General features: G+C 69.8%; 21 protein-coding genes, 1 pseudogene and 1 riboswitch. Of the genes and pseudogenes, 11 read left to right on the top strand and 11 right to left on the bottom strand.

Translation table 11 applies throughout. From position 1 onward, the window contains the following. Positions 1-125: 125 nt before the first annotated feature. The gene (locus tag ACIOKD_RS32145) at positions 126-1103 is read right to left on the bottom strand and encodes an ABC transporter substrate-binding protein (RefSeq protein WP_402090994.1); all 978 of its coding nucleotides are present in this window, start codon (positions 1101-1103) and stop codon (positions 126-128) included. Positions 1104-1440: 337 nt separating this feature from the next. Here ACIOKD_RS32145 and ACIOKD_RS32140 point away from each other — a divergent pair, with 337 nt between their 5' ends. Then, positions 1441-1614, top strand: coding sequence for a CsbD family protein (locus tag ACIOKD_RS32140; protein ID WP_402090992.1), 174 nt, complete (start codon positions 1441-1443; stop codon positions 1612-1614). Between the two features lie 75 nt (positions 1615-1689). After that, positions 1690-2151, top strand: coding sequence for an ATP-binding protein (locus tag ACIOKD_RS32135; protein WP_402090990.1), 462 nt, complete (start codon positions 1690-1692; stop codon positions 2149-2151). A gap of 171 nt (positions 2152-2322) precedes the next feature. Here ACIOKD_RS32135 and ACIOKD_RS32130 read toward each other — a convergent pair whose 3' ends face one another. The 4 genes from ACIOKD_RS32130 to ACIOKD_RS32115 all read right to left on the bottom strand — a co-directional run bounded on the left by ACIOKD_RS32130 (position 2323) and on the right by ACIOKD_RS32115 (position 4343). Continuing rightward, positions 2323-2814, bottom strand: coding sequence for a hemerythrin domain-containing protein (locus tag ACIOKD_RS32130; RefSeq protein WP_402090988.1), 492 nt, complete (start codon positions 2812-2814; stop codon positions 2323-2325). A gap of 109 nt (positions 2815-2923) precedes the next feature. After that, entirely contained in the window at positions 2924-3370 is a 447-nt protein-coding gene (locus ACIOKD_RS32125) for a hypothetical protein (protein WP_402090986.1), read from the bottom strand. 166 nt (positions 3371-3536) lie between these two features. Then, a complete protein-coding gene (locus ACIOKD_RS32120) occupies positions 3537-3887 on the bottom strand; it encodes a hypothetical protein (RefSeq protein ID WP_402090984.1) in 351 nt (116 codons plus the stop codon). A gap of 195 nt (positions 3888-4082) precedes the next feature. After that, complete coding sequence (locus ACIOKD_RS32115; protein WP_402090982.1) at positions 4083-4343, bottom strand: WhiB family transcriptional regulator; 261 nt, start codon at positions 4341-4343, stop codon at positions 4083-4085. A 243-nt stretch (positions 4344-4586) separates the two neighbouring features. On the opposite strand from ACIOKD_RS32115, the gene ACIOKD_RS32110 reads away from it, so the two are divergent. Beyond that, positions 4587-5291 (top strand): GAF and ANTAR domain-containing protein, encoded by a 705-nt coding sequence (locus ACIOKD_RS32110; protein ID WP_402090980.1) that lies wholly within the window; start codon positions 4587-4589, stop codon positions 5289-5291. A 91-nt stretch (positions 5292-5382) separates the two neighbouring features. Here ACIOKD_RS32110 and ACIOKD_RS32105 read toward each other — a convergent pair whose 3' ends face one another. After that, positions 5383-6660: a phosphatidylserine/phosphatidylglycerophosphate/cardiolipin synthase family protein gene (locus tag ACIOKD_RS32105; RefSeq protein WP_402090978.1), complete on the bottom strand. Its 1278-nt coding sequence runs from the start codon at positions 6658-6660 to the stop codon at positions 5383-5385. Between the two features lie 199 nt (positions 6661-6859). Here ACIOKD_RS32105 and ACIOKD_RS32100 point away from each other — a divergent pair, with 199 nt between their 5' ends. Beyond that, the gene (locus tag ACIOKD_RS32100; RefSeq protein WP_402090976.1) at positions 6860-7732 is read left to right on the top strand and encodes a SigB/SigF/SigG family RNA polymerase sigma factor; all 873 of its coding nucleotides are present in this window, start codon (positions 6860-6862) and stop codon (positions 7730-7732) included. An 84-nt stretch (positions 7733-7816) separates the two neighbouring features. Then, positions 7817-8281 (top strand): hypothetical protein, encoded by a 465-nt coding sequence (locus ACIOKD_RS32095; protein WP_402090974.1) that lies wholly within the window; start codon positions 7817-7819, stop codon positions 8279-8281. A 62-nt stretch (positions 8282-8343) separates the two neighbouring features. On the opposite strand, the pseudogene ACIOKD_RS32090 reads toward ACIOKD_RS32095, so the two are convergent. Further along, positions 8344-8765: pseudogene (locus ACIOKD_RS32090) on the bottom strand (GNAT family N-acetyltransferase); the annotation flags it as partial. Positions 8766-9065: 300 nt separating this feature from the next. Here ACIOKD_RS32090 and ACIOKD_RS32085 point away from each other — a divergent pair. Continuing rightward, entirely contained in the window at positions 9066-9779 is a 714-nt protein-coding gene (locus ACIOKD_RS32085) for a hypothetical protein (protein ID WP_402090972.1), read from the top strand. An 87-nt stretch (positions 9780-9866) separates the two neighbouring features. On the opposite strand, the gene ACIOKD_RS32080 is transcribed toward ACIOKD_RS32085, so the two are convergent. Continuing rightward, positions 9867-11561, bottom strand: coding sequence for a cellulase family glycosylhydrolase (locus tag ACIOKD_RS32080; protein ID WP_402090970.1), 1695 nt, complete (start codon positions 11559-11561; stop codon positions 9867-9869). 166 nt (positions 11562-11727) lie between these two features. Beyond that, the gene (locus ACIOKD_RS32075; protein ID WP_402090968.1) at positions 11728-12468 is read right to left on the bottom strand and encodes an SgcJ/EcaC family oxidoreductase; all 741 of its coding nucleotides are present in this window, start codon (positions 12466-12468) and stop codon (positions 11728-11730) included. Positions 12469-13270: 802 nt separating this feature from the next. Then, positions 13271-13453, top strand: a riboswitch (cobalamin riboswitch). A 29-nt stretch (positions 13454-13482) separates the two neighbouring features. On the opposite strand from ACIOKD_RS32075, the gene ACIOKD_RS32070 reads away from it, so the two are divergent. From ACIOKD_RS32070 to ACIOKD_RS32055, 4 genes are read left to right on the top strand one after another with little or no spacing between them, the layout of a single operon-like run. Further along, positions 13483-14286 (top strand): energy-coupling factor ABC transporter permease, encoded by an 804-nt coding sequence (locus ACIOKD_RS32070; RefSeq protein ID WP_402090966.1) that lies wholly within the window; start codon positions 13483-13485, stop codon positions 14284-14286. Continuing rightward, the gene (locus ACIOKD_RS32065) at positions 14283-14684 is read left to right on the top strand and encodes an energy-coupling factor ABC transporter substrate-binding protein (protein ID WP_402090964.1); all 402 of its coding nucleotides are present in this window, start codon (positions 14283-14285) and stop codon (positions 14682-14684) included. Before ACIOKD_RS32070 ends, ACIOKD_RS32065 begins: the two co-directional genes overlap by 4 nt. Positions 14685-14690: 6 nt before the next feature. Next, positions 14691-15440: a cobalt ECF transporter T component CbiQ gene (gene cbiQ / locus ACIOKD_RS32060; protein WP_402090962.1), complete on the top strand. Its 750-nt coding sequence runs from the start codon at positions 14691-14693 to the stop codon at positions 15438-15440. After that, entirely contained in the window at positions 15437-16300 is an 864-nt protein-coding gene (locus ACIOKD_RS32055) for an energy-coupling factor ABC transporter ATP-binding protein (protein ID WP_402090960.1), read from the top strand. The genes cbiQ and ACIOKD_RS32055 overlap by 4 nt, the downstream gene beginning before the upstream one ends. Before the next feature lie 6 nt (positions 16301-16306). On the opposite strand, the gene ACIOKD_RS32050 is transcribed toward ACIOKD_RS32055, so the two are convergent. Beyond that, positions 16307-18022, bottom strand: a complete 1716-nt coding sequence (locus ACIOKD_RS32050; RefSeq protein ID WP_402090957.1) for a serine/threonine-protein kinase — start codon at positions 18020-18022, stop codon at positions 16307-16309. Between the two features lie 54 nt (positions 18023-18076). Next, entirely contained in the window at positions 18077-18706 is a 630-nt protein-coding gene (locus ACIOKD_RS32045) for a GNAT family N-acetyltransferase (protein ID WP_402091230.1), read from the bottom strand. A gap of 199 nt (positions 18707-18905) precedes the next feature. Between ACIOKD_RS32045 and ACIOKD_RS32040 the strand changes: the two genes are divergently transcribed. Then, the gene (locus ACIOKD_RS32040; RefSeq protein WP_402090955.1) at positions 18906-19487 is read left to right on the top strand and encodes a CGNR zinc finger domain-containing protein; all 582 of its coding nucleotides are present in this window, start codon (positions 18906-18908) and stop codon (positions 19485-19487) included. The last annotated feature ends 40 nt before the right edge of the window (positions 19488-19527 follow it).

The raw sequence follows: 19527 nt of genomic DNA, 5'->3' as shown, positions 1-19527 counted from the left end.
GGCGCGGGGAACTGCGCACCGGGGGTCAGGGGGCGGAGCCCTCAGGGCGGTGACGGGACCCCCACGAGGCCGGCGCACCCGACCAACGCGATCCGGCACCCGCCGGACGCCAAGGCCATCACCGCTCAGGAGAACAGAACATCCAGATCCGGCTTCTCGTCGCCGAAGAGCCCGTCCCGCTCTCCGAGGGAAGCCAGCTTCTCCAGGGACGCCATGTCCACGTCCGGCGGCCAGCCGGGCAGCGTGAGCTTCGCCAGGACATCGCCGTCGATCCTGGTGTACGTGGTGAGGACCTGCCGGGCCTCGTCGGGGTGGTCGGTGGCGTACTGGAGCGACTCGGTCATCGCCTCGGTGAACTTCTTCACCAGACCCGGGTCCTCTTTCACCAGTTCGGCCGAGGTGAAGTACGTGGCCACGGTGAGCTTCGGGTCCGTCTCGGCGAACGGGGACGCCACGACGCGGGCACCCTGCGCCTTGGCGATCGTCATCGCGGGCTCGCCCATCCACGCGGCGTCCACACGTCCGTCGTCCAGTGCGGCCGGCATCTGGTCGAACGGTATCTCCACGAACTCGACCTCGGACGGGTCTCCGCCGGCCGCGCGGACCGATTCACGCACCGTGGTGTCCCCGATGTTCTGCAGGGTGTTCACCGCGACCGTGCGTCCGGCGAGGTCTTCGGCCGACTTGATGGGGCTGTCCTTGCTGACGCCCACACCGGTGACGTCACCCCCGACCTTGCCGTTGGACGCCGCGCCGTTCACCACGGATCTGACCGGGACTCCCTTGACCTGGGCGACCATCAGCGAAGTGGTGTTGCTGAACCCGAACTGGAACTGGCCGCTCACCACTCCGGGGATGATCGCCGCGCCACCCTGGGCACTGACCATGTCGAGCTCGATGCCGCGGCTGCCGAAGAAGCCCTTCTTCTGACCCAGATAGAGCGGGGCCACATCGACGATCGGAATGATGCCGACCTTGACCCGTGCGGTCTTGTTCCCACCCGAGGACGACGAACCGTCGGCCTCCGGGTCGGAAGAGCCGCAACCGGCCGCGGCGACGATCGTGGTCAGCACGGCGACAAGCCCGAGAACGCGCCTTCGCATGGGCTCCTCCTGCAGCTCGGTGCTACGGCTCGGCCTATGTTGTGCATTTTCGTGACGGCAGGAATCTACAGGCCTAGTTTCGAGCTGTCAGCACTCAGGACAAGGGCAGTCGCCTACGCCGACGGGACGGCAGGCGCCGAAGATCTTTTACGCGCTCCCTTCGATTTCACGCGATCACCGCGTTTTGATTTCGCTATCCACTTCTTTCCGTGCGAATGATCCGGCCGTTCGGAGGAACGCCTTCGAATTCTCGAACGGCCGCGTTTGGACCGGCTCTCTCCGGTCAGCCGTAACAGTAGATCGCACGGACCAAGCACAAGTGAGGACGTGAACCGCAGTGGCCGAGAACGAGAAGGCGAAGGCGAAGACCGAGCAGGCCAAGGGCAAGGTCAAGGAGACCCTGGGCAAGACTGTCGGCAACGAGCGCCTGACTGCCGAGGGCAAGGCGGAGCAGACCAAGGGAGACGCCCGCCAGGCCAAGGAAAAGACCAAGGACGCATTCCGGCATTGAGGATCACCTAATGCGGAGGGCCCGTCGCACACTCTTGCGGCGGGCCTGCTTCTTTTTCAGGCGAAGGAGCAAGAAATGCTCAGGGAGCACCGGACGTCCGTCACCGGCGCGTCGACCGTCCCGTCCCGGCCCACCCCCTCCCCCTCCGGACCCCGCAGTCCGGCCGAGGTGCGCGAAGAGGTGAGGTACGCGCTCGCTCAGGCCCGTCGGTCCCGGCGGCGCGAGGCCCTCGGCGGTGACGACATCATCGGCGACGCCCTGCTCGTCGCCTCGGAACTGACGACCAACGCGATGCTGCACGGCGGCGGTGTCACCGGCTTCGAGGTGACGCTGGACGACCAGGAGGTACGCCTGTCGGTGAGCGACCACAGCCAGGAGTTCCCCAGGCCGGCGCAGCACGCCGACGAGCGGGGGTTCATGCGGCCCGGGGGGCATGGCTGGCCGATCGTCTGCCGTCTCGCCCGCGACATCACCATCTCGGAACTCCGGACCGGCGGTAAGCGCATCACGGCCGTGGTGCCGCTCACCCGCCGGTAGGGCCTCCGCCGACCCCGTCGGGCATAACAGCCCAGCCTGTCCGGGCCTGTCCGGCACACGCGTCGGACCGGCCCGCAACCGCGGGTGCGAGCCGGTCCTCGGATGCGGGCGGGAAGCCGTCCACAGGGGCATCCGCGCGATCGAATGCCGACGGGTAGCCGTCCGCAGGAGTCACTTCTTCACGATGCCGCGCACGTTGTCGACAGATCCGCAGCCGGACTTCAGCCGGTGCGCCCGCTCCTTGAGAAAGTCCGCGCCGAGCTCTTCGCGGCGCTCCATGGCGACGTTCTCCCGCGCCCCGTTGAGGATGGTCCGCTCCTCCTCGTCGGTGTGGTGCGCGATGGCCTCCACGAGCTCTTCGAGCTTCTCGTCCCAGTCGTCCGAGCCGATCTCGTCGACCTCAAGGAGGGCGAGCAGCGCCTTGTTGCCCTCCTCGTGCTCCTCCTCGCCGTGCTCCACTTCCTCGTCGTCGATGTCCTTGTAACGCTTGAGGGCGGGGTAGACCTTGGTCTCCTCCGCGAGCGCGTGGGCGATCAGGAGGTCGGCGAACTCCTTCAGCGCGGACGCCCGGTCCGCCTCGACACTGCGCATCTGCCGGAAGAGGTCCTCCATCCTCCGGTGGTCCGCGAGTATCAGTTCGACGACATCTCGTGTCTCAGGCATGGGTGCGGTGGGCCTTTCTCGCTGGAAATACGGTCCAGCGACACATGTGCCCCCGCGATCGAGGAAGAAAAGCACCGGCGGAAAAGCGCCCTGACAGGCGCACCCGGCGTCAGGCGGTGAGAGCTTGCCGGGGCGCGTCCGCCACCGTCGCCAAGCCCCGCACCTCGGGACGCACCTCGGGACGCGCCGCGGGACGCGCCGCGGGACGCGCCGCGGGACGCGCCGCGGTGCGTTCCGCGGGACGCACCGGGTACGTCGTCTTCGAGGGGTCGATCACCGGGTCACCCAGCACGAGCCGGCCCGCCGCGTGCAGCGCGTCGCACTCGTCCGTGGGCAGGGCCACGTAACAGCCTGCGAACCCGGAGCCGGCCGTGGCCGCCTGCCAGTAGCCGTACCGGCGGCGGCCGTTGGCGTGCACGGTCAGACAGACGGGGACGCGCTGCACCGTGATCAGCCGCAGCACCTCGGAACCGCCGGCGCCGAGCGGCGCGGGTGCGGGCGTGCGCGGGACGGCTCGCAGCAAGGTCAGCGGCGCTCCGTCCGAGGTTCGCGGCACGGCACGGCGGTGGGGAGTAGTGGGCGTCATGTGCGGGCGGCCTTTCGACGGACGGGTTCGATCGCGTATCGCCTGGGGCGATGACGTTCTCGCTGCTCGGCATTCTTCCTCAGGGCACTGACATCGCGGGTCACAGCCGCTCCGGGCCACTCCCGCGGGCCACCCCTCACCGGCGGCCGGGCGGCGGGGGCGCATGATGTGCGCGGCCTTCCAGCTCGCCCTGGACGAAGGGGTCGTCGGCGCTGTCGTACGCCCCGTCGTGATCGAAGAGTGCTTCGGTGATGCGCTCCCATTCCTCGATCTCCGCCTGCGCGATCTCTGCGTCCCGGCCGGTGCGCGAGCCCTTCTCTGCCGCCTTGCGGGCGTCCTCCCACGCGGCCTTCGCCTCGTGGTGCCGCATTCCCTGCGCCGATCGCCGCACCCGCTCCCAGGCGTCACGCTCGTCCTCGGACGGCTCCGTCACCTCGTCGCTCGTGTCGTCGACGAGACCGGGCGCTCGGTCCTGCTGCGGGCCCACTGCTCCACCTCGCTGGGTACGGCGCGGAAAACTGCCTTCAGCAGTCCCGTCTGCCCCCGTCGCGGGGGCCAACACCTGTCAGTGGTGACGAGCCGTTACCCCAGTGGTACCCCCCAGTCCCGGGCGGTGAGGGTTGCGTGGCGTGCACCACGCACCGCACCACGCACCACGGACATCACCCGCGCACCGCCCGCGCTACGCGGTGTTGTCGCGGGATGTGCGGCTGCGGATGCGTCGCCGCAGGGTGCGTCGTTCGGCCTCGCTCCTGCCGCCCCAGACACCGATGCTCTGACCCGTGTCGAGCGCCCAGTTCAGACACTCCTCGCGCACGGGGCAGCGCCGGCAGACGGACTTCGCGTCCTCGATCTGCACAAGCGCGGGGCCTGTACTACCGATGGGGAAGAAGAGGTCGGGATCGACGGTGCGGCATTCCGCGTATTCGCGCCAGCCCTCCATGGGGGGCCTCCTTCGGTCGCAATGGTGTTGTTCACGGGGTTCGGTCCCCCTTCGGGTCACCCCGGACCGCCCCGGTGAAACAGGAAGTCCTGTGGGACAGTGCGGCTCGGACCTCCGAGCGACGCCGGCGATCACGTACTGGACGTACCGAAAGGCCTGGCCCGGCACGGCCCGGACACCCGGATGGCAAGATGGGCCTTCACGAGGCGTCCCGGGATGCTTCACCAAAAGATCAGGTGACACATGTCTGAGGTGCCGGGCGAACTCTGGGAGCAGTTCGCGATCTCCGTGGCGGAGATGGCAAGGGATCTACTGGCGCAGGACTCCGCCCAGGGCACCCTGGACCGCGTCGTGGAGCATGCGAAGGTCCTGATCAACGGGTGTGACGAGGCCGGCATTCTCACGGTGCGCCAGGGCGAGGTGCACGCACTGGCGGCCACGAGCGACCTGGTACGCCGGTCGGACCGGATCCAGCAGGACCTGCAGCAAGGCCCCTGTTTCGACGCGGTGACCGACCGTCAGCAGATCTACGCCATCGAGGACCTGCGGGAGCCGAGCAAGCAGTGGCCCCGCCTCGCCCCCGAGCTGAGGAAGCTGGGCATGGGAAGCATGATGGGCTTCCTCCTCTTCACCGAGGACGACAACCTCGGCGCCCTGAACGTGTACTCCTACAAAGCGGGCACCTTCGACGAGACCGCCCGGCGCGCCGGCTGGATCCTCGCCTCCCACGCGGCCGTGGCCTTCTCCGCGGCCCGTACGCATCAGCAGCTGAGCCACGCCATGGAGACCCGGCACGAGATCGGCGAGGCCATGGGCATCCTGATGGAGCGCTACGGACTGACCGAGGACACGGCTTTCAAGGTACTCAAGAAGACGTCGCAGGACCGCAACGTCAAGCTGCGCGAGATCGCCCGCCAGATCTGCCGGACCGGCGAGAAGCCCGCCTGAACCCCGGCCGATCCGGCCGATCCGACCGATCCGGTCGATCCGGTCGATCCGGTCGAACCGGTCGAACCGGTCGAACCGGTCGAACCGTCCGTCACAGGAAGCGGCGGATGGGGATGACGGCCGCCTCCCGGGCCCGCTGCACGACGGAACGCCGTTTCCAGCGGCCCTTCTCGATCAGGGTACTGGCGGTCAGGTCCTCGTCGAAGTGGGCGTCGAGCGTCGACGTGAACTCCTCGTCCAGCACGGCGAGCATGATCTCCTCGTCGTGGTCGAGCGAGCGGCGGTTGAAGTTGGTCGAGCCGACCAGCGAGGCGACCTTGTCCACGGTGATGACCTTGGCGTGCATCATCGTCGGCTGGTACTGGTGGATCTTCACACCGCAGGCGGTGAGGTCCTCGTAGTAGTGCTGGCCGGCCAGCTGACAGACCCGCTTGTCCGTGTGCGGGCCGGGCAGCAGGATCTCCACCTCCACGCCCCGGCGGGCCGCGGCACACAGCAGCTCGATGAAGAACGCGTCCGGTGAGAAGTAGGCGGTGGCCAGCCGGAAGCGTTCCTCGGCCGACTCCAGCATCACCCGGAGCAGGGTCTGCATGTCCTGCCAGCCGAAGCTGGCCGAACCGCGCACCACCTGCACCACGGCCCCGCCCTCGGGGGTGTGCGCGACGAACCGGTCACGGTCGTCGAAGAGTTCCTTGTGGCACTCGGCCCAGTTCTGTGCGAACGCGGCGGCGATACCGTCCACGGCCGGTCCGCGGACCTCGGCATGGGTGTCGCGCCACTCCTGCTCGTTGCGCGCGTCGCCGCACCACTCCTCCGCGATGCCCACCCCGCCGGTGAACGCGGTCCGTTCGTCGACGACGAGAACCTTGCGGTGACAGCGGTGATTCTGCTTGAGCGGCGAGAGGGCGAGCGGTTTGCGGAACCACGCCACCTGCACCCCGGCCTGTTCCATGGCCGCCAGCAGGTCCTTCTCGATCAGCCTGCTGCCGAAGCCGTCCAGCAGCAGCCGTACCCGCACACCGTCCCGGGCCCGCTCCGCGAGTGCCTGCGCGAACTCGCGGGCGATGTCGCCCTTCCAGTACACGAAGGTCATCATGTCCACGGTGTGCTCGGCGGACCGGATGCCCGCCAGCATGGCGGCGAAGATCTCGTCGCCGTTGCGCAGAGCGGTGAGGGAGTTGCCCTCGGTCGCCGCGATGCCGATGAGTCTTTCCAGTCGGCGCCGTATCCGTTCCGCGCGTCGCGCGTACTGCGGCGACGACCATGTCCCGGAAGGGCGGGGCGTCTTCTCGGGCTGGTCCCGCGTATCCGGCTGGTTCTGCGTCTTCGGCTGGTCCCGCGTGTCCGGCTGGTCCTGCGTACTGGTCATGGCCTCACCCGGCCGGCACAGAGAGGAGACAGGAGGAAGCGCGCTGCCCGGTCCGGCACGGGCGCGGCGAGCAGACTGTACTCCGGCCTCCTGGGTGCCCATGGACGGCCGCCTTCGTAATTGACCGGGGTTGAGCAGACATGCTCTTGGAGAAGCCGGGCAGGAGACGACCAACTTGCTTTCTAGTTAAGGCGGCACCGTGACTACCTCCGTGAACACCCGCGAGGCGTCTGACTGCAGCACGGGCGTGCAGGAGGCCGCGGGCGACCTGCCGTGGATCGAGGACGGGGGCAAGGTAGCTCCCAAGGACGCGCGGGTGCTGTCCCGGCTCTTCCTCGACCGGCTGCAGGAGCTGGAGGAGGGCACCCACGAATACCAGTACGCCCGCAACACACTGATCGAGATGAACCTGTCCCTGGTCAGCTTCGCGGCCCGCCGGTTCCGCAACCGGGGCAGCGGTGACATGGAGGACGTCATCCAGGTCGGCACCATCGGCCTCATAAAGGCGATCGACCGCTTCGACCTGTCGCGCGAGGTCGAGTTCACCTCCTTCGCGATCCCCTACATCGTCGGCGAGATCAAGCGCTTCTTCCGGGACACCACCTGGGCCGTGCACGTCCCGCGGCGCCTGCAGGAGTTGCGCGTCTCCCTCGCCAAGAGCAAGGAAACCCTCGCCGCCACGCTGAACCGCCCGCCGACGGTCAAGGAGCTCGCCGTCCACCTGGACCTGAGCGAGGAAGAGGTCATAGAGGGCCTGGTCGCCGCCAACGGTTACGTGGCCGGCTCCATCGACACCCCCGGTGGCGACGACGACTCCAGCGACGGCGGGCCGAAGTACGCGGACACCCTGGGCGAGGAAGACCCGGCGATGGACCTGTTCGAGGACCTGCACACGCTCGCGCCCCTCCTGCGCCAGCTCGACGACCGGGAGCGGACCATCATCGAGATGCGCTTCGGCCGGGAGATGACCCAGGCGGAGATCGGCCGCGAGCTGGACCTCTCCCAGATGCACATCTCCCGTCTGCTGACGCGCACCCTGAGTCGGCTCCGCGCCGGACTGCTGGCCGCGTGACGGCCGCTGCCTCGCCGGAACCACGGGCTGTCGCACGTGTGACGGGACCGACACGTGTGACGGATCGAAAGGACAAGCAAGGCCGTGAGTGACGAGCAGGACCCGCTCCGGGAGTCGGCCGCGCCGATCGTGACCGAGACAGTGCCTGATCTCCAGCTGCAGATGCTGGTACGGCTGGTCGGCCAGGACCCGCAGGCAGCGCTGCCGATCACCTTGCTCCTCGGGGGCAATCTCCTCTACGGCGACCTCATCTCCCACAAGGCCTGGAAGGCCGACTGGGCGCGCAGCCTCCGCGGTGTCGACGGACCCGGCGCACAGTTGCTGGAACGGTTCCCCGAGCAGGTGGACGAGGCGGTCTCCGACAAGCAGGGGCGTCCTGTCCCCCAGCGGCTGCCGCAGTGGATCCACCTGCGCGACGCCACCAGTGTCGTCGGGACGGGCGGCCCTGTGGTGATGCCCCTGTGGCGGGGGCGGCTCACGGACGTCTCCGGATGGTCCCTGGGCAAGCCCGACAGCTCCCTCGGTGAGACAGAGGACAGCCGCCTCTGACGTACGGGGGACGAACAGAGCGGTCCCCGGCTTCGGTCGACGCTCCTTCGCAGGCCGTTCGAGCCGGCGGTACGCAGCGCGCCGACCGTCTTCAGCAGCCGCTCCGCGGGCTCCCTGAGCTTCGGACGGGCCAGAACCGTGTTCCGCGGGCCGCGCACCGGTCCGCGCCACAGCCGGTGTGCCGTCGCCACCGGGCGGGGAACGAGTCGCGAAACCCTCCGCCACCCTGAGGTGCATGATCAGCCCGGGTGAGTAGTAGCGCAGTTCCGATTCGTACGCGGTGAACCAGGCCGCGAACACCGTGCGCTAGCTGGGACCCAAGTGTGCGGCCACCGGCCGGTCACTGCGGCGTACACACGGAGAGGATGCCGGTGAAGTGCTCCTCACGGGCCTGGGACAGGTGCTCCACCGCGTGCGCGATCCAGGGGCGCGCGAAACGGTCCATCCGTGAAGCCCTGCGGTACTGGGCGGACTTCCAGTCCATGTCCGCATAACTGCCGCCACCGCCCTTCAGGTGCACCACCGGAAGCCGTTCACGCTGCGAGTCGGGTGCACCGGTCGGTCGGTCTTTAAAGTCACCTTGAAGGTTGAATTCGAGACATGGCTTCGCGCGCGTGGTCAGGTGTCCCTCGCACACGTCGCCGCCTGCGCCTTTGCGGCCCGCGGCGGTGTGTCAGGGGTCGTGGAACCGCGGGGACGGTCCTGACAACTTCGGGATCATGGCCTGATGATGCGAGTAGCATCCGGCTCCAGCACCACACGATGACGAGGAAGGGTAACTGCCATGTCCGAAGTCGAATCGGCCGCCACGGAACTCAAGACCCAGTACGCCGCTCAGGTGGCTGCGGACCTCGAACGCAACACCAAGGAGCAGGAACGTATCGGCGCCGAAGTGGAGTCGTTGCAGGAGCAGTTGAGTGCCCTGCAGCACGACCAGACCCTGCTGGCCGAGCTGCAGCGGGCGTTGGGTGGTGACAAGGCCGCCGCGAACGCCAAGGGCGGCTCCGTGCCCGCGCCTTCGGTGCCGCGGCAGGCCACGGCCACGGCGGGCGGGCGGAAGAAGGCCACCACCACGAAGTCGGCCGCCACGAAGGCCACCGGCAAGTCGGCCTCGAAGGCCGGTGTTCCGAAGTCCGCCGTCGCAAAGCCCGCGACTGCGAAGCCCGCCGCCTCGAAGACCGAAGCCAAGCCCGCCGCGGCCGAGTCCGGTGACGCGAAGCCGGCCGCCGCGAAGCCCACGCTCGTCGAGCTCATCCGCGAACACCTCGGTCGGCAGTCCGAGCCGCGCTCGTCCGCCGAGGTCGCCACGGCGCTCGCGGAGGCCCACCCCGAGCGCGAGATCAAGCCCAAGGTCGTACGCACCACGGTGGAAGGGCTCGTCGCCAAGGGCCAGGTCCAGCGCACCAAGCAGGGGTCGTCCGTCTTCTACACGACGTCCAGGGCCGCTGCGGCCGACACCCCCGCGGAGCAGGACACCGCCCCGGACACCACCGCCTGACCACCCGGCGCCCGACCGGCCGACGGGGCGCGATGACCCCGCCGGCCAGTTCCTACCAGTTGACGGCCGCCGGTTGATGACTGCCAGTCAGCTGGCGGCGCAGGTGGTGCCGTTCAGGGTGAACACGGTCGGAGCGGTGTTCAAGGCGCCCTTGTTGGCGGTGAAGCCGACGGCGACCGAACCGCTCGCGGGAATGGTGGAGGTGTACGAGGCGGGGGCGACACTCACCGTCGTACCGCTCTGGGTCGGGGTGCCTCCCCACATGTTGGAGACCGTCTGGCCGTTGGCGAAGGCGAAGACCAGTTTCCAGCCGTTGACCGCGGCGGTTCCCGTGTTGCGGATGGTGATCTCGCCCTGGAAGCCGCCCGGCCAGTCGCCGCTGACGCGGTAGCCGACGGAGCAGCTCGTGCCGGGTGTGCTGCCGCCGTCGGCGGTGGTGACGTTCACCGTGGCCGAGCGGGCCGAGCGGTTCCCGGCCGCGTCACGTGCGTAGACGGCGAAGGTGTACGCCGTGTTCGCGGTGAGCCCGGTCACGGTGGTGGTGTTGGTGGTGGACGCGGCGACCGTTGTCTCGCTGCTTCCACCGACCCGCACGATGTCGTAGGCGGTGACGCCCACATTGTCGGTGGCGGCGGTCCAGGTGAGGGTCACCGAGGTGGCCGCCACGGCGGAGGCACCCGGGGTACCCGGAGCGGTCGGGGCCTGGGTGTCGCCCGGGGTGCCGCCGCCGTAGATCGTGGCCTCCTCGGAGGTCTGGGCGATGCCGTTGGCGCCGTTGAAGATGCGTTGGCCCCAGGAGCTGAGCTGTGTGGGGTCGAAGCCGATCGTGAGGTCCAGGATCGGGTCGGTGTTACCGCTCCAGGACCAGGCGAGGTAACCGAGGCGCAGCTGCTGCGCCGTGGCCATCATGGTGTCCTCGTCCGGGTCGCCGTACTGGTCGGCCGGACCGCCGAACTCACCTATGAGGATGGGTAGTTTCGCGGTGACGAACGCGTTCAGGTAGTCGGTGATCTCCGCCGCGGTGTCGAAGACGCTGTACATGTGGATCGAGAAGATCAGGTTGCCGGTGGTGTCGGCGTCGTAGACGGCCTGGGCGTTGGCCCGCATGACTCCTTGCCAGTCCTGGCCCCAGTTGGGCGCGTCCACCATGATGGTGTGCTCGAACCCGGCGGCGCGCAGCTTCTTGACTGCGGCGATCGTCGGATCGGTCCAGCCCGCGGGGTCGGTGTTGCCCCAGGGCTCGTTGCCGATGTTGACGATGACGTAGTTCTCCTGGCCGGTGAGCACGCTCTTGAGGCCGATCCAGTAGTCGGCCGCGTGGTCGAGCGTGCCGGCCGCGGCATCCTCGCCGTAGCCGGTGGTGTCGTGCACCTCCAGTACACAGATCAGCCGGTTGGCCTTGCACTGGGCGATGACGGCGGCCACGTCCTCGGGGCTGTTCCTGCTCCAGCGGTGACCGTCGGAGAGGACGACGCGGACGGAGTTGGCGCCGAGCGCCTTGATGTCGGCCAGCGACTGCGTCTCGCCCGGATACCAGGTGTGGGCGTGGTTGACGCCGCGCATGACGAAATCGTTGCCGTTGCCTTCGAGCAGGCGGCCGTTGTCGATATGGAGACCGGTCGCGAGGACGCCCGGGGACGCGCCGGACGACTCACCAGGCAACTGGGCATGTGCGGCGGTCGGTACGAGCGCGCCGAGAACGACGAGCCCGAGGAAGGCGGCCAGTGCGGCGAGCAACGCGCTGACAGGGTTTTTCCGTGTCGTGCTTCTTGTTCTTCTCACTGCGACTCCAGGGAGTGAGCGCCAAGAAACTCGGGTTTCGGGTTTCGGGAAAGTGGGAGCGCTCCCATAGAGGCATCTCGCCAGGAGCACGTCAAGACTTGGCGCATGCTCGGGCGCGTAACGGATGTGCTGGAGGGGCCTCCAGCCAGGCCCCTCCAGGGCTCATTCAGGACCCGGCGGCTCCGGGGACCGTGCTGTCGAGGGCCACGGACGTGTGCTGATGGACGATCAGCCAGCGGTCGCCCGTCAGTCGGTAACCGGTGGTCACCCGCGCCGTGGTGTCCAGCGCGTCGCCGCCTACCGGCGTGACGCGCATCCGCACGAGCGCGTGGCTGAAGGCGATGCTCTCGTCGGCCCGCACGCGGAATTCGAGCACCTCGCGTTCCACCGGCCCGGACAAGGTCGAGAACCACACCTCCTCGGCCTTGCGGAGCGCCTCGACCCCGCGCTGCTCCAGGCCGCTCACCGGGTGGAACACCTCCGCGTCGGGTGCGTAACAAGCCATCGCCCGGTCGAAGTCCCGCTCGCGCCCGGCGGCCGTCAGTTCCGCGTCGAGCCGGCGGATGTCCCCCTCGGTGTCCTCGTCGTCCCAGAACGCGCGCACCTCCATGGCCCCGATGGTCGCCACCGGATGCCGCGCGGCCGCCTCCAGGGCCTCCTCCAGACTGTCGCACTCAAGGATGTCGTACCCGGCGACGTACTCCTTCGTCTCCGCGAACGGCCCGTCGGTGCGCAGCACTTCACCGTCGCGTACGCGCACGGTCACCGCGTCGGCCGGGGGCCGCAGCCGATGGCCGTGCAGCAGTACACCGCGCCGCGCGCTCAACTCCTCCACCCATGGCTCGACCGGTGCCATACCCGAGGCGTCGGCGGTGTCGTCGCCGCAGACCAGCAGCATGTACTTCATGGTTCCTCCCGGTGTTCCTGAGACCTTGTACCTCACCGACGAACCGTGGCGAGCCGAATCGACGCCCCCGCAGCACCTCTTGTGTACCGGCGCCGCAGAAGGCGGCGCCCGACAGGGCGGTGTGGCCTGTTCCGGGAACCCCAGGGGCGCATGCCGTACGTACTCGGGTGACAGGCCGCAAAGGAGCGGTCCCTTGCGGGGTTCCCGTCGCCCCGGCCGAGGAGCGGACAGCCCGCGCCGGGGACCACGTGGTGCCCCACTTCGAGCGTCAGGCGGCCAAGCACGAACACGGCCTCGGGCCCGACCACCCGGACACCCTGAGATCGCGCGAGCACCTCGCGGGCGCCTGTCCGCAGGCAGGACACCTCAAACAGGCCGTGACATCGCCCGAGCGAAACCTGGCCGACAGCGAACGCGTCCTGGGCGCCGACCACCCCGACACCGTGCTCTCCCGCTGCGACCTGTCCCACGCCCACCATGAGGCGGGAAATCCCCCGCGGTACCGACTTGTTCACGCACGCCCTGGCCGACAGCGAGCGCAGCCTCGGCCCCGGCCACCCCACGAGCACCGCGACGGTCACGGTGAACCCCAACGACTCCGACAACTTCACGTTCGACAGGCTTCCTCTTCGGATGGCATCAGCGGTCCGACGGGGCTCGCCCTCACCGTCGTGCGCAACCGCTTCGAAGCGGTACAGACCGAGGTCCGACCAAGCTCCCGATCCGACAGAAAAAGGCCCCTGACCATTGTGTTCCCTGGTCAGGCGCCCGAGGGCCGCTTGTCACCACCCCTGTACGCGCACTACTGTCACGACGCCTTGGTGCTCGGGAAATCGGTGTGATGCCGGTGCGGCCCTCGCCACTGTGATCGGGAAGTCCGGCTCCGGCCCTTACGGGCAGCCACTGGGTCCTTGGACCCGGGAAGGCGGAGCACGGGCGGTGTTACCCGTAAGCCAGGAGACCGGCCAAGGCACGTCAACCATCCACGAGGTGCTGGAGAGGGTCTGCTGAGCCATGCACATAGCCGAGGGTTTCCTTCCTCCGGCGCACGCGGTCGCCTGGGGCGTCGCGTCGGCGCCGTTCGTCGTCCACGGAGTCCGGTCGCTCACCCGTGAGGTCAGAGAACATCCCGAGAGCACGCTCCTCATCGGCGCGTCGGGGGCCTTCACCTTCGTTCTCTCCGCACTGAAACTGCCGTCGGTGACCGGCAGTTGTTCCCATCCCACCGGCACCGGCCTCGGCGCCATCCTGTTCCGGCCACCGATCATGGCGGTCCTGGGCACCATCACCCTGCTCTTCCAGGCGCTGCTGCTCGCCCACGGCGGACTGACCACGCTGGGCGCCAACGTCTTCTCGATGGCGATCGTCGGCCCGTGGGCCGGCTACGCCGTGTACCGGCTGCTCCGACGGTTCGACGTGCCGCTGATGGTCGCGGTGTTCTTCGCCGCGTTCGTCGCCGACCTGTCCACCTACTGCGTCACCAGCGTGCAGCTCGCGCTCGCGTTCCCCGACCCGAGCAGCGGATTCCCGGGCGCGCTCGGCAAGTTCGGCTCGATCTTCGCCGTCACCCAGATCCCGCTCGCGGTGAGCGAGGGGCTGCTCACCGTGCTCGTGATGCGGCTGCTGGTGCAGTCGAGCAAGGGCGAACTGACCCGGCTCGGCGTGTTCCTGGCCGGCGGGCGGTCCCGGTCCGAGAACTCCGGAACAACCGGAACAACCGAGACGCCAGGGACGCCCGGGACGCCCGGGACGCCCGAGACGCCCGAGACGCCCGGGACGAATGAGACGACCGGGACGACCGGGACGGTGGCCCGATGAGCCGTAACGCGAAGATCAACGCCCTGCTGCTGCTCGTCGTGGCCGCGCTCGCCGTCCTGCCGCTGGCCTTCGGCATGGGCGACCACAAGGAGGAGCCGTTCGCGGGCGCCGACGCGGAGGCGGAGACCGCGATCACCGAGATCGAGCCGGACTACGAGCCGTGGTTCTCGCCCCTGTACGAGCCGCCGTCCGACGAGATCGAGTCGGCGCTGTTCGCCCTCCAGGCCGCCCTCGGCGCGGGAGTCCTCGCCTACTACTTCGGCCTGCGCCGAGGCAGGCGCCAGGGCGAACTGCGGGTCCTGGCACAGCGGGAGGGCGCCCAGGACGCGACGGCAAGGGTGCCCGGCGGCGCCGGTGAGTCCCCGGCCGGACCGAACCGGCCGACCGAACGGACCTGAGCCTTCGTGCTGCCCATCGACGCGGCGGCGCACAGCAGTCGCTGGCGCCACCGCCACCCCGTGGACAAGGCCGTGCTCGGTCTCGGCCTGACCGTCCTGGCGATCTCTCTCCCGCCCTGGCCGGGCGCCGCCCTGGTCCTGGTGACCGCCCTCGCCGTGCTGCTGGGCCCGGCCGCGGTACCCGGCCGCCGGCTCTGGCGCGCCTACCGGGTGCCGCTGGGCTTCTGCGTGACCGGTGCGCTCCCTCTGCTGCTCCAGGTCGGCGGCCCGGACGGGTTCGTGACCCTGGCGGAGGGCGGCCCGGTGCGCGCCGGGGAACTCCTGCTGCGTACCTCGGCCGCCTCCCTCGGCGTGCTCCTGTTCGCGTTCACCACTCCCCTGTCCGACCTGCTGCCACGGCTGGTGAACGCCGGGGTGCCCGCGCCGGTCGTCGACGTGGCCCTGGTGACGTACCGGATGAGCTTCCTGCTCCTCGACTCCGTACGCCGGATCAGGGAGGCGCAGGCCGCCCGGCTCGGGCACACCACGCGGGCCGCCTCCTGGCGTTCGCTGGCCGGGCTCGGCGCCACCGCCTTCGTCCGGGCCTTCGACCGGGCGACCCGCCTGCAGGCCGGGCTCGCGGGCCGCGGTTACGACGGCACCCTGCGCGTACTGGTACCCGAGGCCCGGATCTCCGCGCGCTTCACACTCGCCGCCGTCGCGCTGCTCGCGGCGGTGGCCGCACTCACCTTCGTACTGGAAAGGCCGCTGCGATGAGCGAGCCCGTGCTGGTCGCCCTGCGGGGCGCGTCCTACGCGTACGAGGACGGCCCCACCGTGCTCAGCGGCCTCGACTTCGAGGTGCGCGCGGGGCGGGCGCTCGCCCTGCTCGGCCGCAACGGCAGCGGAAAGACCACCCTGATGCGGTTGCTCAGCGGTGGACTGCGCCCGCACACCGGGCAGTTGACCGTGGAGGACCGGCCGGTCCGGTACGACCGCAAGGGCCTGACCCTGCTGCGCACGACCGTCCAGCTGGTGGTCCAGGACCCGGACGACCAGCTCTTCGCCGCGTCCGTCGGCCAGGACGTGTCGTTCGGGCCGCTGAACCTCGGCCTGCCCGACACCGAGGTACGGGCCCGGGTGGACGAGGCGCTCGCCGCGCTGGACATCTCGGCCCTGGCCGAACGCCCCACCCATCTGCTCTCGTACGGACAGCGCAAGCGGACCGCGATCGCGGGCGCCGTGGCGATGCGGCCACGGGTGCTGATCCTCGACGAACCGACCGCGGGGCTGGACCCGGACGGTCAGGAGCGGCTGCTCGCGACCCTCGACGGGCTGCGCGCGAGCGGCACCACCGTGGTGATGGCGACGCACGACGTGGACCTCGCCCTGCGCTGGGCCGACGACGCGGCACTCCTCACTCCGTCCGGAGCGGTCACCGGGCCCGCGGACGCGACGCTGGCCCGTACGGACCTCCTGGAGCAGGCGGGACTTCGGCTGCCCTGGGGGGTCGCGGTGGCCGAACTGCTGCGCACGCGGGGTTTGCTGGCCTCTCAGTCCGCCGGCCCGCGCACCGCGGAGGAGCTGGCCGCGATGACGTCACGGCACTCCGCTCCCCCGGTGCCGGCAGACAGCTGACCGCCGTCAGTCGGCAGGTGTCACCCTGGTCACCTTGCCGCGGGCGTCGGCCTGCAGATAGCCGCTCCTGTTGTACTCGTCCGCGAGGTAGACGAGCATCTCGGCGCTCCGGTCGAACAGGTCGTTCGGTGATTTGACCACGAGGTAGCGGGTCGTGGCGTCGTCGACGTTCAGCTTCTTCTCCGCCTCGGCGAGCAGGGCGGGGAGCCTGTCCCAGTCGAGGCCGTCCAATGTCATCGGCTGGGCCCCGCCGGCCAACTGCGCCTTGATCGGGCTCTCCTGGACGCCCCGGCCCACGTAGTAGGTGTACTGCTCGTAACTGGTCCGGCTGCCCTCGACCATCACCTGCGCGGAGACGTAGTCGGGGTAGACCGTCACGTTGCCGTACCGGTCGCGGCCCGTCTCCTTCTCCAAGGCCCTGAACGCGGTGCGGATGCCGTCCGGTGTCAGCAGGTCGGTGGGCGTCTTCTGTTCCGTCCGCCGGGGCGTGGGGCTCTCGTCGGCCGTACCGGTCCTGTCCGTCGAGGAGGACCTGGCCGACGGATTCGCCGTCGCGCTGTTCGTCGAGTCGCCCGACGCCGACGATCCCGAGCCCTCTCCGTCGGGCAGCAGTGTCCACGCCAGCACGCCCACCAGCACCGTTCCGACGGCGGACAGGGCGACCGTGGCCCGGCGTCCGCGCCCAGCGGGTCCTACGGGTGTCGGGCCGCCCGGCCGTGGCACGGCGTCCCGCGGAGGCGTCAGCCGGTAGGAGGTGGCTTCCGTACGGTCTTCGTCGGTACGGGCCTCATCCGTACGGGTCTCATTCGTACGGGCCTCATTCGTACGGGCCTCCGGTGCGGCGCCGGCCGCCTCCTCGCTCGTGGCCGCGGCTACACCGACGCCGACAGCCACGGCCGTCAGCATGCGGTCGAGTGTCCCGGCGTCGGGACGCGCCTCCGGGTCCCTCACCAGCACCCGCATCAGCGCGTCCGCCAGCGGCCCCGCCTTCCGGGGCGGCGGCACATCCTCGTACAGGACGGCCGCCAGGGTGGCCATCGTCGTGCCTCTGCGCAGCGGATGGCGGCCCTCGACGGCGGCGTACAGCATCATCGCCAGCGACCACAGGTCCGACGCCGGCCCGCCGTCGTTGCCCGCGATGCGCTCGGGTGCCATGTAGTCGGGCGTACCGATGATCGAACCGGTGGCGGTGAGGGCCGTCGACTCGCGGATCGCCGCGATCCCGAAGTCCGTGAGCACGGGGCGGCCGTCGGGGCGCAGCAGGACGTTGGCGGGCTTGACGTCCCGGTGCTGGATGCCGGCGGCGTGCGCGGCCCGCAGCGCGGCCAGTACCTCCCGCCCGATCCGGGCCGTCTCCACGAGGTCCGTCGGGCCCCGCTCCAGCCGGTCGGCGAGCGAGCCGCCGCCGACCAGTTCCATCACGATCCACGGATACGTTCCCTCGCCGCCGTCCACGATGTGATGGATCGTCACGACGTTCGGGTGGTCGATCCTCGCGAGTGCCCTGGCCTCGCGCAGCACCCGTTCCCGCAGCAGCCGCGCGCCCCGCGGGTCGTACTCGGCGAGGTCGATGTCCGGAGGCCGGACCTCTTTGACGGCCACGTTCCGGTGCAGGGCGAGGTCCGTGGCCCGCCAGACCGTACCCATCCCGCCGCCCCCGAGCCGCGCCTCCAGCCGGAACCGCCCGTCGATGACCCGTCTGCCGGAGTCCGCCTCGCTCATGCGCGGGAGCTTAGAGGACGGGTACGACAGGCCTTCTCCCGGGCGGGTGCTGTCTCACGGAGTATCCACGGTCGTCGGCCTGCCGAGGTAGGTGAGCGGGCCGGGGTCGGGTACGGGGATCTCGTGGAAGCCGAGTCGGTCGTAGAACGCCCGCGCGGCGACATTCGCGGTGACCATGCCCAGGTGGACCGCCGGGACGCCACGGTCGTGCAGGGCGGCGAGGAACGTCCGCATCAGCCCTCGTCCGAAGCCCCGCCGCTGCCAGTCCGGCAGAAGGTCTATGTGCAGATGTGCGGGATACGCGGCCAGGTCAGGGAGGACCATCCGCTCGGGCGTGTACAGGAGGGCGATCATCTCCTCGCTGGGTGTCCGGGGTTCCGCGGTGGGCTCGGGATAGCGTCCGGCGATCCGCGGAATCCATTTCGTGCGGAAGGTCCTGACGAACCGTTGGGTGTCGGCGGTGCCGATGACGTAGCCGACCGCCCGGCCCGATCCGTCGTCCAGGACGAAGGCGAGTTCCGGCTCCAGGTGGCAGTACGGCGCGGCGAAAACGGACGGCATCAACTCCTCGTCGGGATAACGCTCACGCGAATCCCCTCCGTCGAGCGCGGTTCTCACACAGATGTCGGCGACGGCGGCACGGTCGGCGGGCCTGTAGGAGCGAATACTCGGCTGGGGGCGCATGACGAGCATCCTGACGCTCACGGGAGCGCTCCCACAACCGAGTTCGCGTGGGAACCTTCCTGCGGTCGGCACCGGTTTCATGCCCGACGTCAGGCCCCGGCACCCGCCGCGATGCCCCGTGCCGGGCGCCACCGGACCCTGCGGCCGCTCCCGGCGAGCGGGCCTTGCACAGGCAATCGTCACCTGTCAGGATGGTGACGTGAATGTGGATCATGCCTTCGTGTGCGGAGACCCGGCCCTGGACTTCGCCGCGACACTCCGCGCCCGCCACACACTGCGCTTCGAGATGCTCGCGTCACCGGAGCGGCTGGACGCCTGGTACCTGGAGGCGGGGATCGTCGACATCGTCACCCCCAGCGGGGACACCGACCTCGCGCGGGCGGTCGCCGTACGAGAGGCCGTCTACGAGCTGGTCACCGCCCGGCGCCTCGGAGAGCCCTACGACGGCAAGGCGCTCGCCACGGTGAACGGCGCGGCGCGCAGGCCTCCGGCGGCACCGCAGCTCACCGCGACGGGGCGGCGGACGAGCGCGACACCGGAAGAAGCGCTGTCCACGGTGGCGCGGCACGCCGTCGAGGTGCTCAGCGGACCGGACGTACCGCTGCTCAAGGAGTGCGGCAATCCCGACTGCACCCGTGTCTACATCGACCGGTCCCGCGGAGTGCGCCGGCAGTGGTGCGGCATGGAGTCCTGCGGGAACAAGCTCAAGGCGGCGGCGTACCGGGCCCGCAAGAAGCAGGCGCGGGCGCCCGCCGCACAGACCGGCACCCGCGCCCATTGACGCCCGCACTCGCTGACGCGCACGCCCACTGACGCGCGGA

It is taken from the genome of Streptomyces sp. NPDC087844 (genome assembly GCF_044742785.1).
GTDB lineage: Bacteria > Actinomycetota > Actinomycetes > Streptomycetales > Streptomycetaceae > Streptomyces.
This window is presented reverse-complemented; position numbering and strand designations above follow the sequence as displayed.

What these genes read in the sequence shown, in the direction of transcription:
- ACIOKD_RS32145 (WP_402090994.1), bottom strand. Translation starts at nt 1,103, where the DNA reads ATGCGAAGGCGCGTTCTCGGGCTTGTCGCCGTGCTGACCACGATCGTC.
- ACIOKD_RS32075 (WP_402090968.1), bottom strand. Translation starts at nt 12,468, where the DNA reads ATGAAGTACATGCTGCTGGTCTGCGGCGACGACACCGCCGACGCCTCG.
- ACIOKD_RS32105 (WP_402090978.1), bottom strand. Translation starts at nt 6,660, where the DNA reads ATGACCAGTACGCAGGACCAGCCGGACACGCGGGACCAGCCGAAGACG.
- ACIOKD_RS32070 (WP_402090966.1), top strand. Translation starts at nt 13,483, where the DNA reads ATGCACATAGCCGAGGGTTTCCTTCCTCCGGCGCACGCGGTCGCCTGG.
- ACIOKD_RS32050 (WP_402090957.1), bottom strand. Translation starts at nt 18,022, where the DNA reads ATGAGCGAGGCGGACTCCGGCAGACGGGTCATCGACGGGCGGTTCCGG.
- ACIOKD_RS32110 (WP_402090980.1), top strand. Translation starts at nt 4,587, where the DNA reads ATGTCTGAGGTGCCGGGCGAACTCTGGGAGCAGTTCGCGATCTCCGTG.
- ACIOKD_RS32130 (WP_402090988.1), bottom strand. Translation starts at nt 2,814, where the DNA reads ATGCCTGAGACACGAGATGTCGTCGAACTGATACTCGCGGACCACCGG.
- ACIOKD_RS32135 (WP_402090990.1), top strand. Translation starts at nt 1,690, where the DNA reads ATGCTCAGGGAGCACCGGACGTCCGTCACCGGCGCGTCGACCGTCCCG.
- ACIOKD_RS32045 (WP_402091230.1), bottom strand. Translation starts at nt 18,706, where the DNA reads ATGCGCCCCCAGCCGAGTATTCGCTCCTACAGGCCCGCCGACCGTGCC.
- ACIOKD_RS32055 (WP_402090960.1), top strand. Translation starts at nt 15,437, where the DNA reads ATGAGCGAGCCCGTGCTGGTCGCCCTGCGGGGCGCGTCCTACGCGTAC.
- ACIOKD_RS32115 (WP_402090982.1), bottom strand. Translation starts at nt 4,343, where the DNA reads ATGGAGGGCTGGCGCGAATACGCGGAATGCCGCACCGTCGATCCCGAC.
- ACIOKD_RS32065 (WP_402090964.1), top strand. Translation starts at nt 14,283, where the DNA reads ATGAGCCGTAACGCGAAGATCAACGCCCTGCTGCTGCTCGTCGTGGCC.
- ACIOKD_RS32085 (WP_402090972.1), top strand. Translation starts at nt 9,066, where the DNA reads ATGTCCGAAGTCGAATCGGCCGCCACGGAACTCAAGACCCAGTACGCC.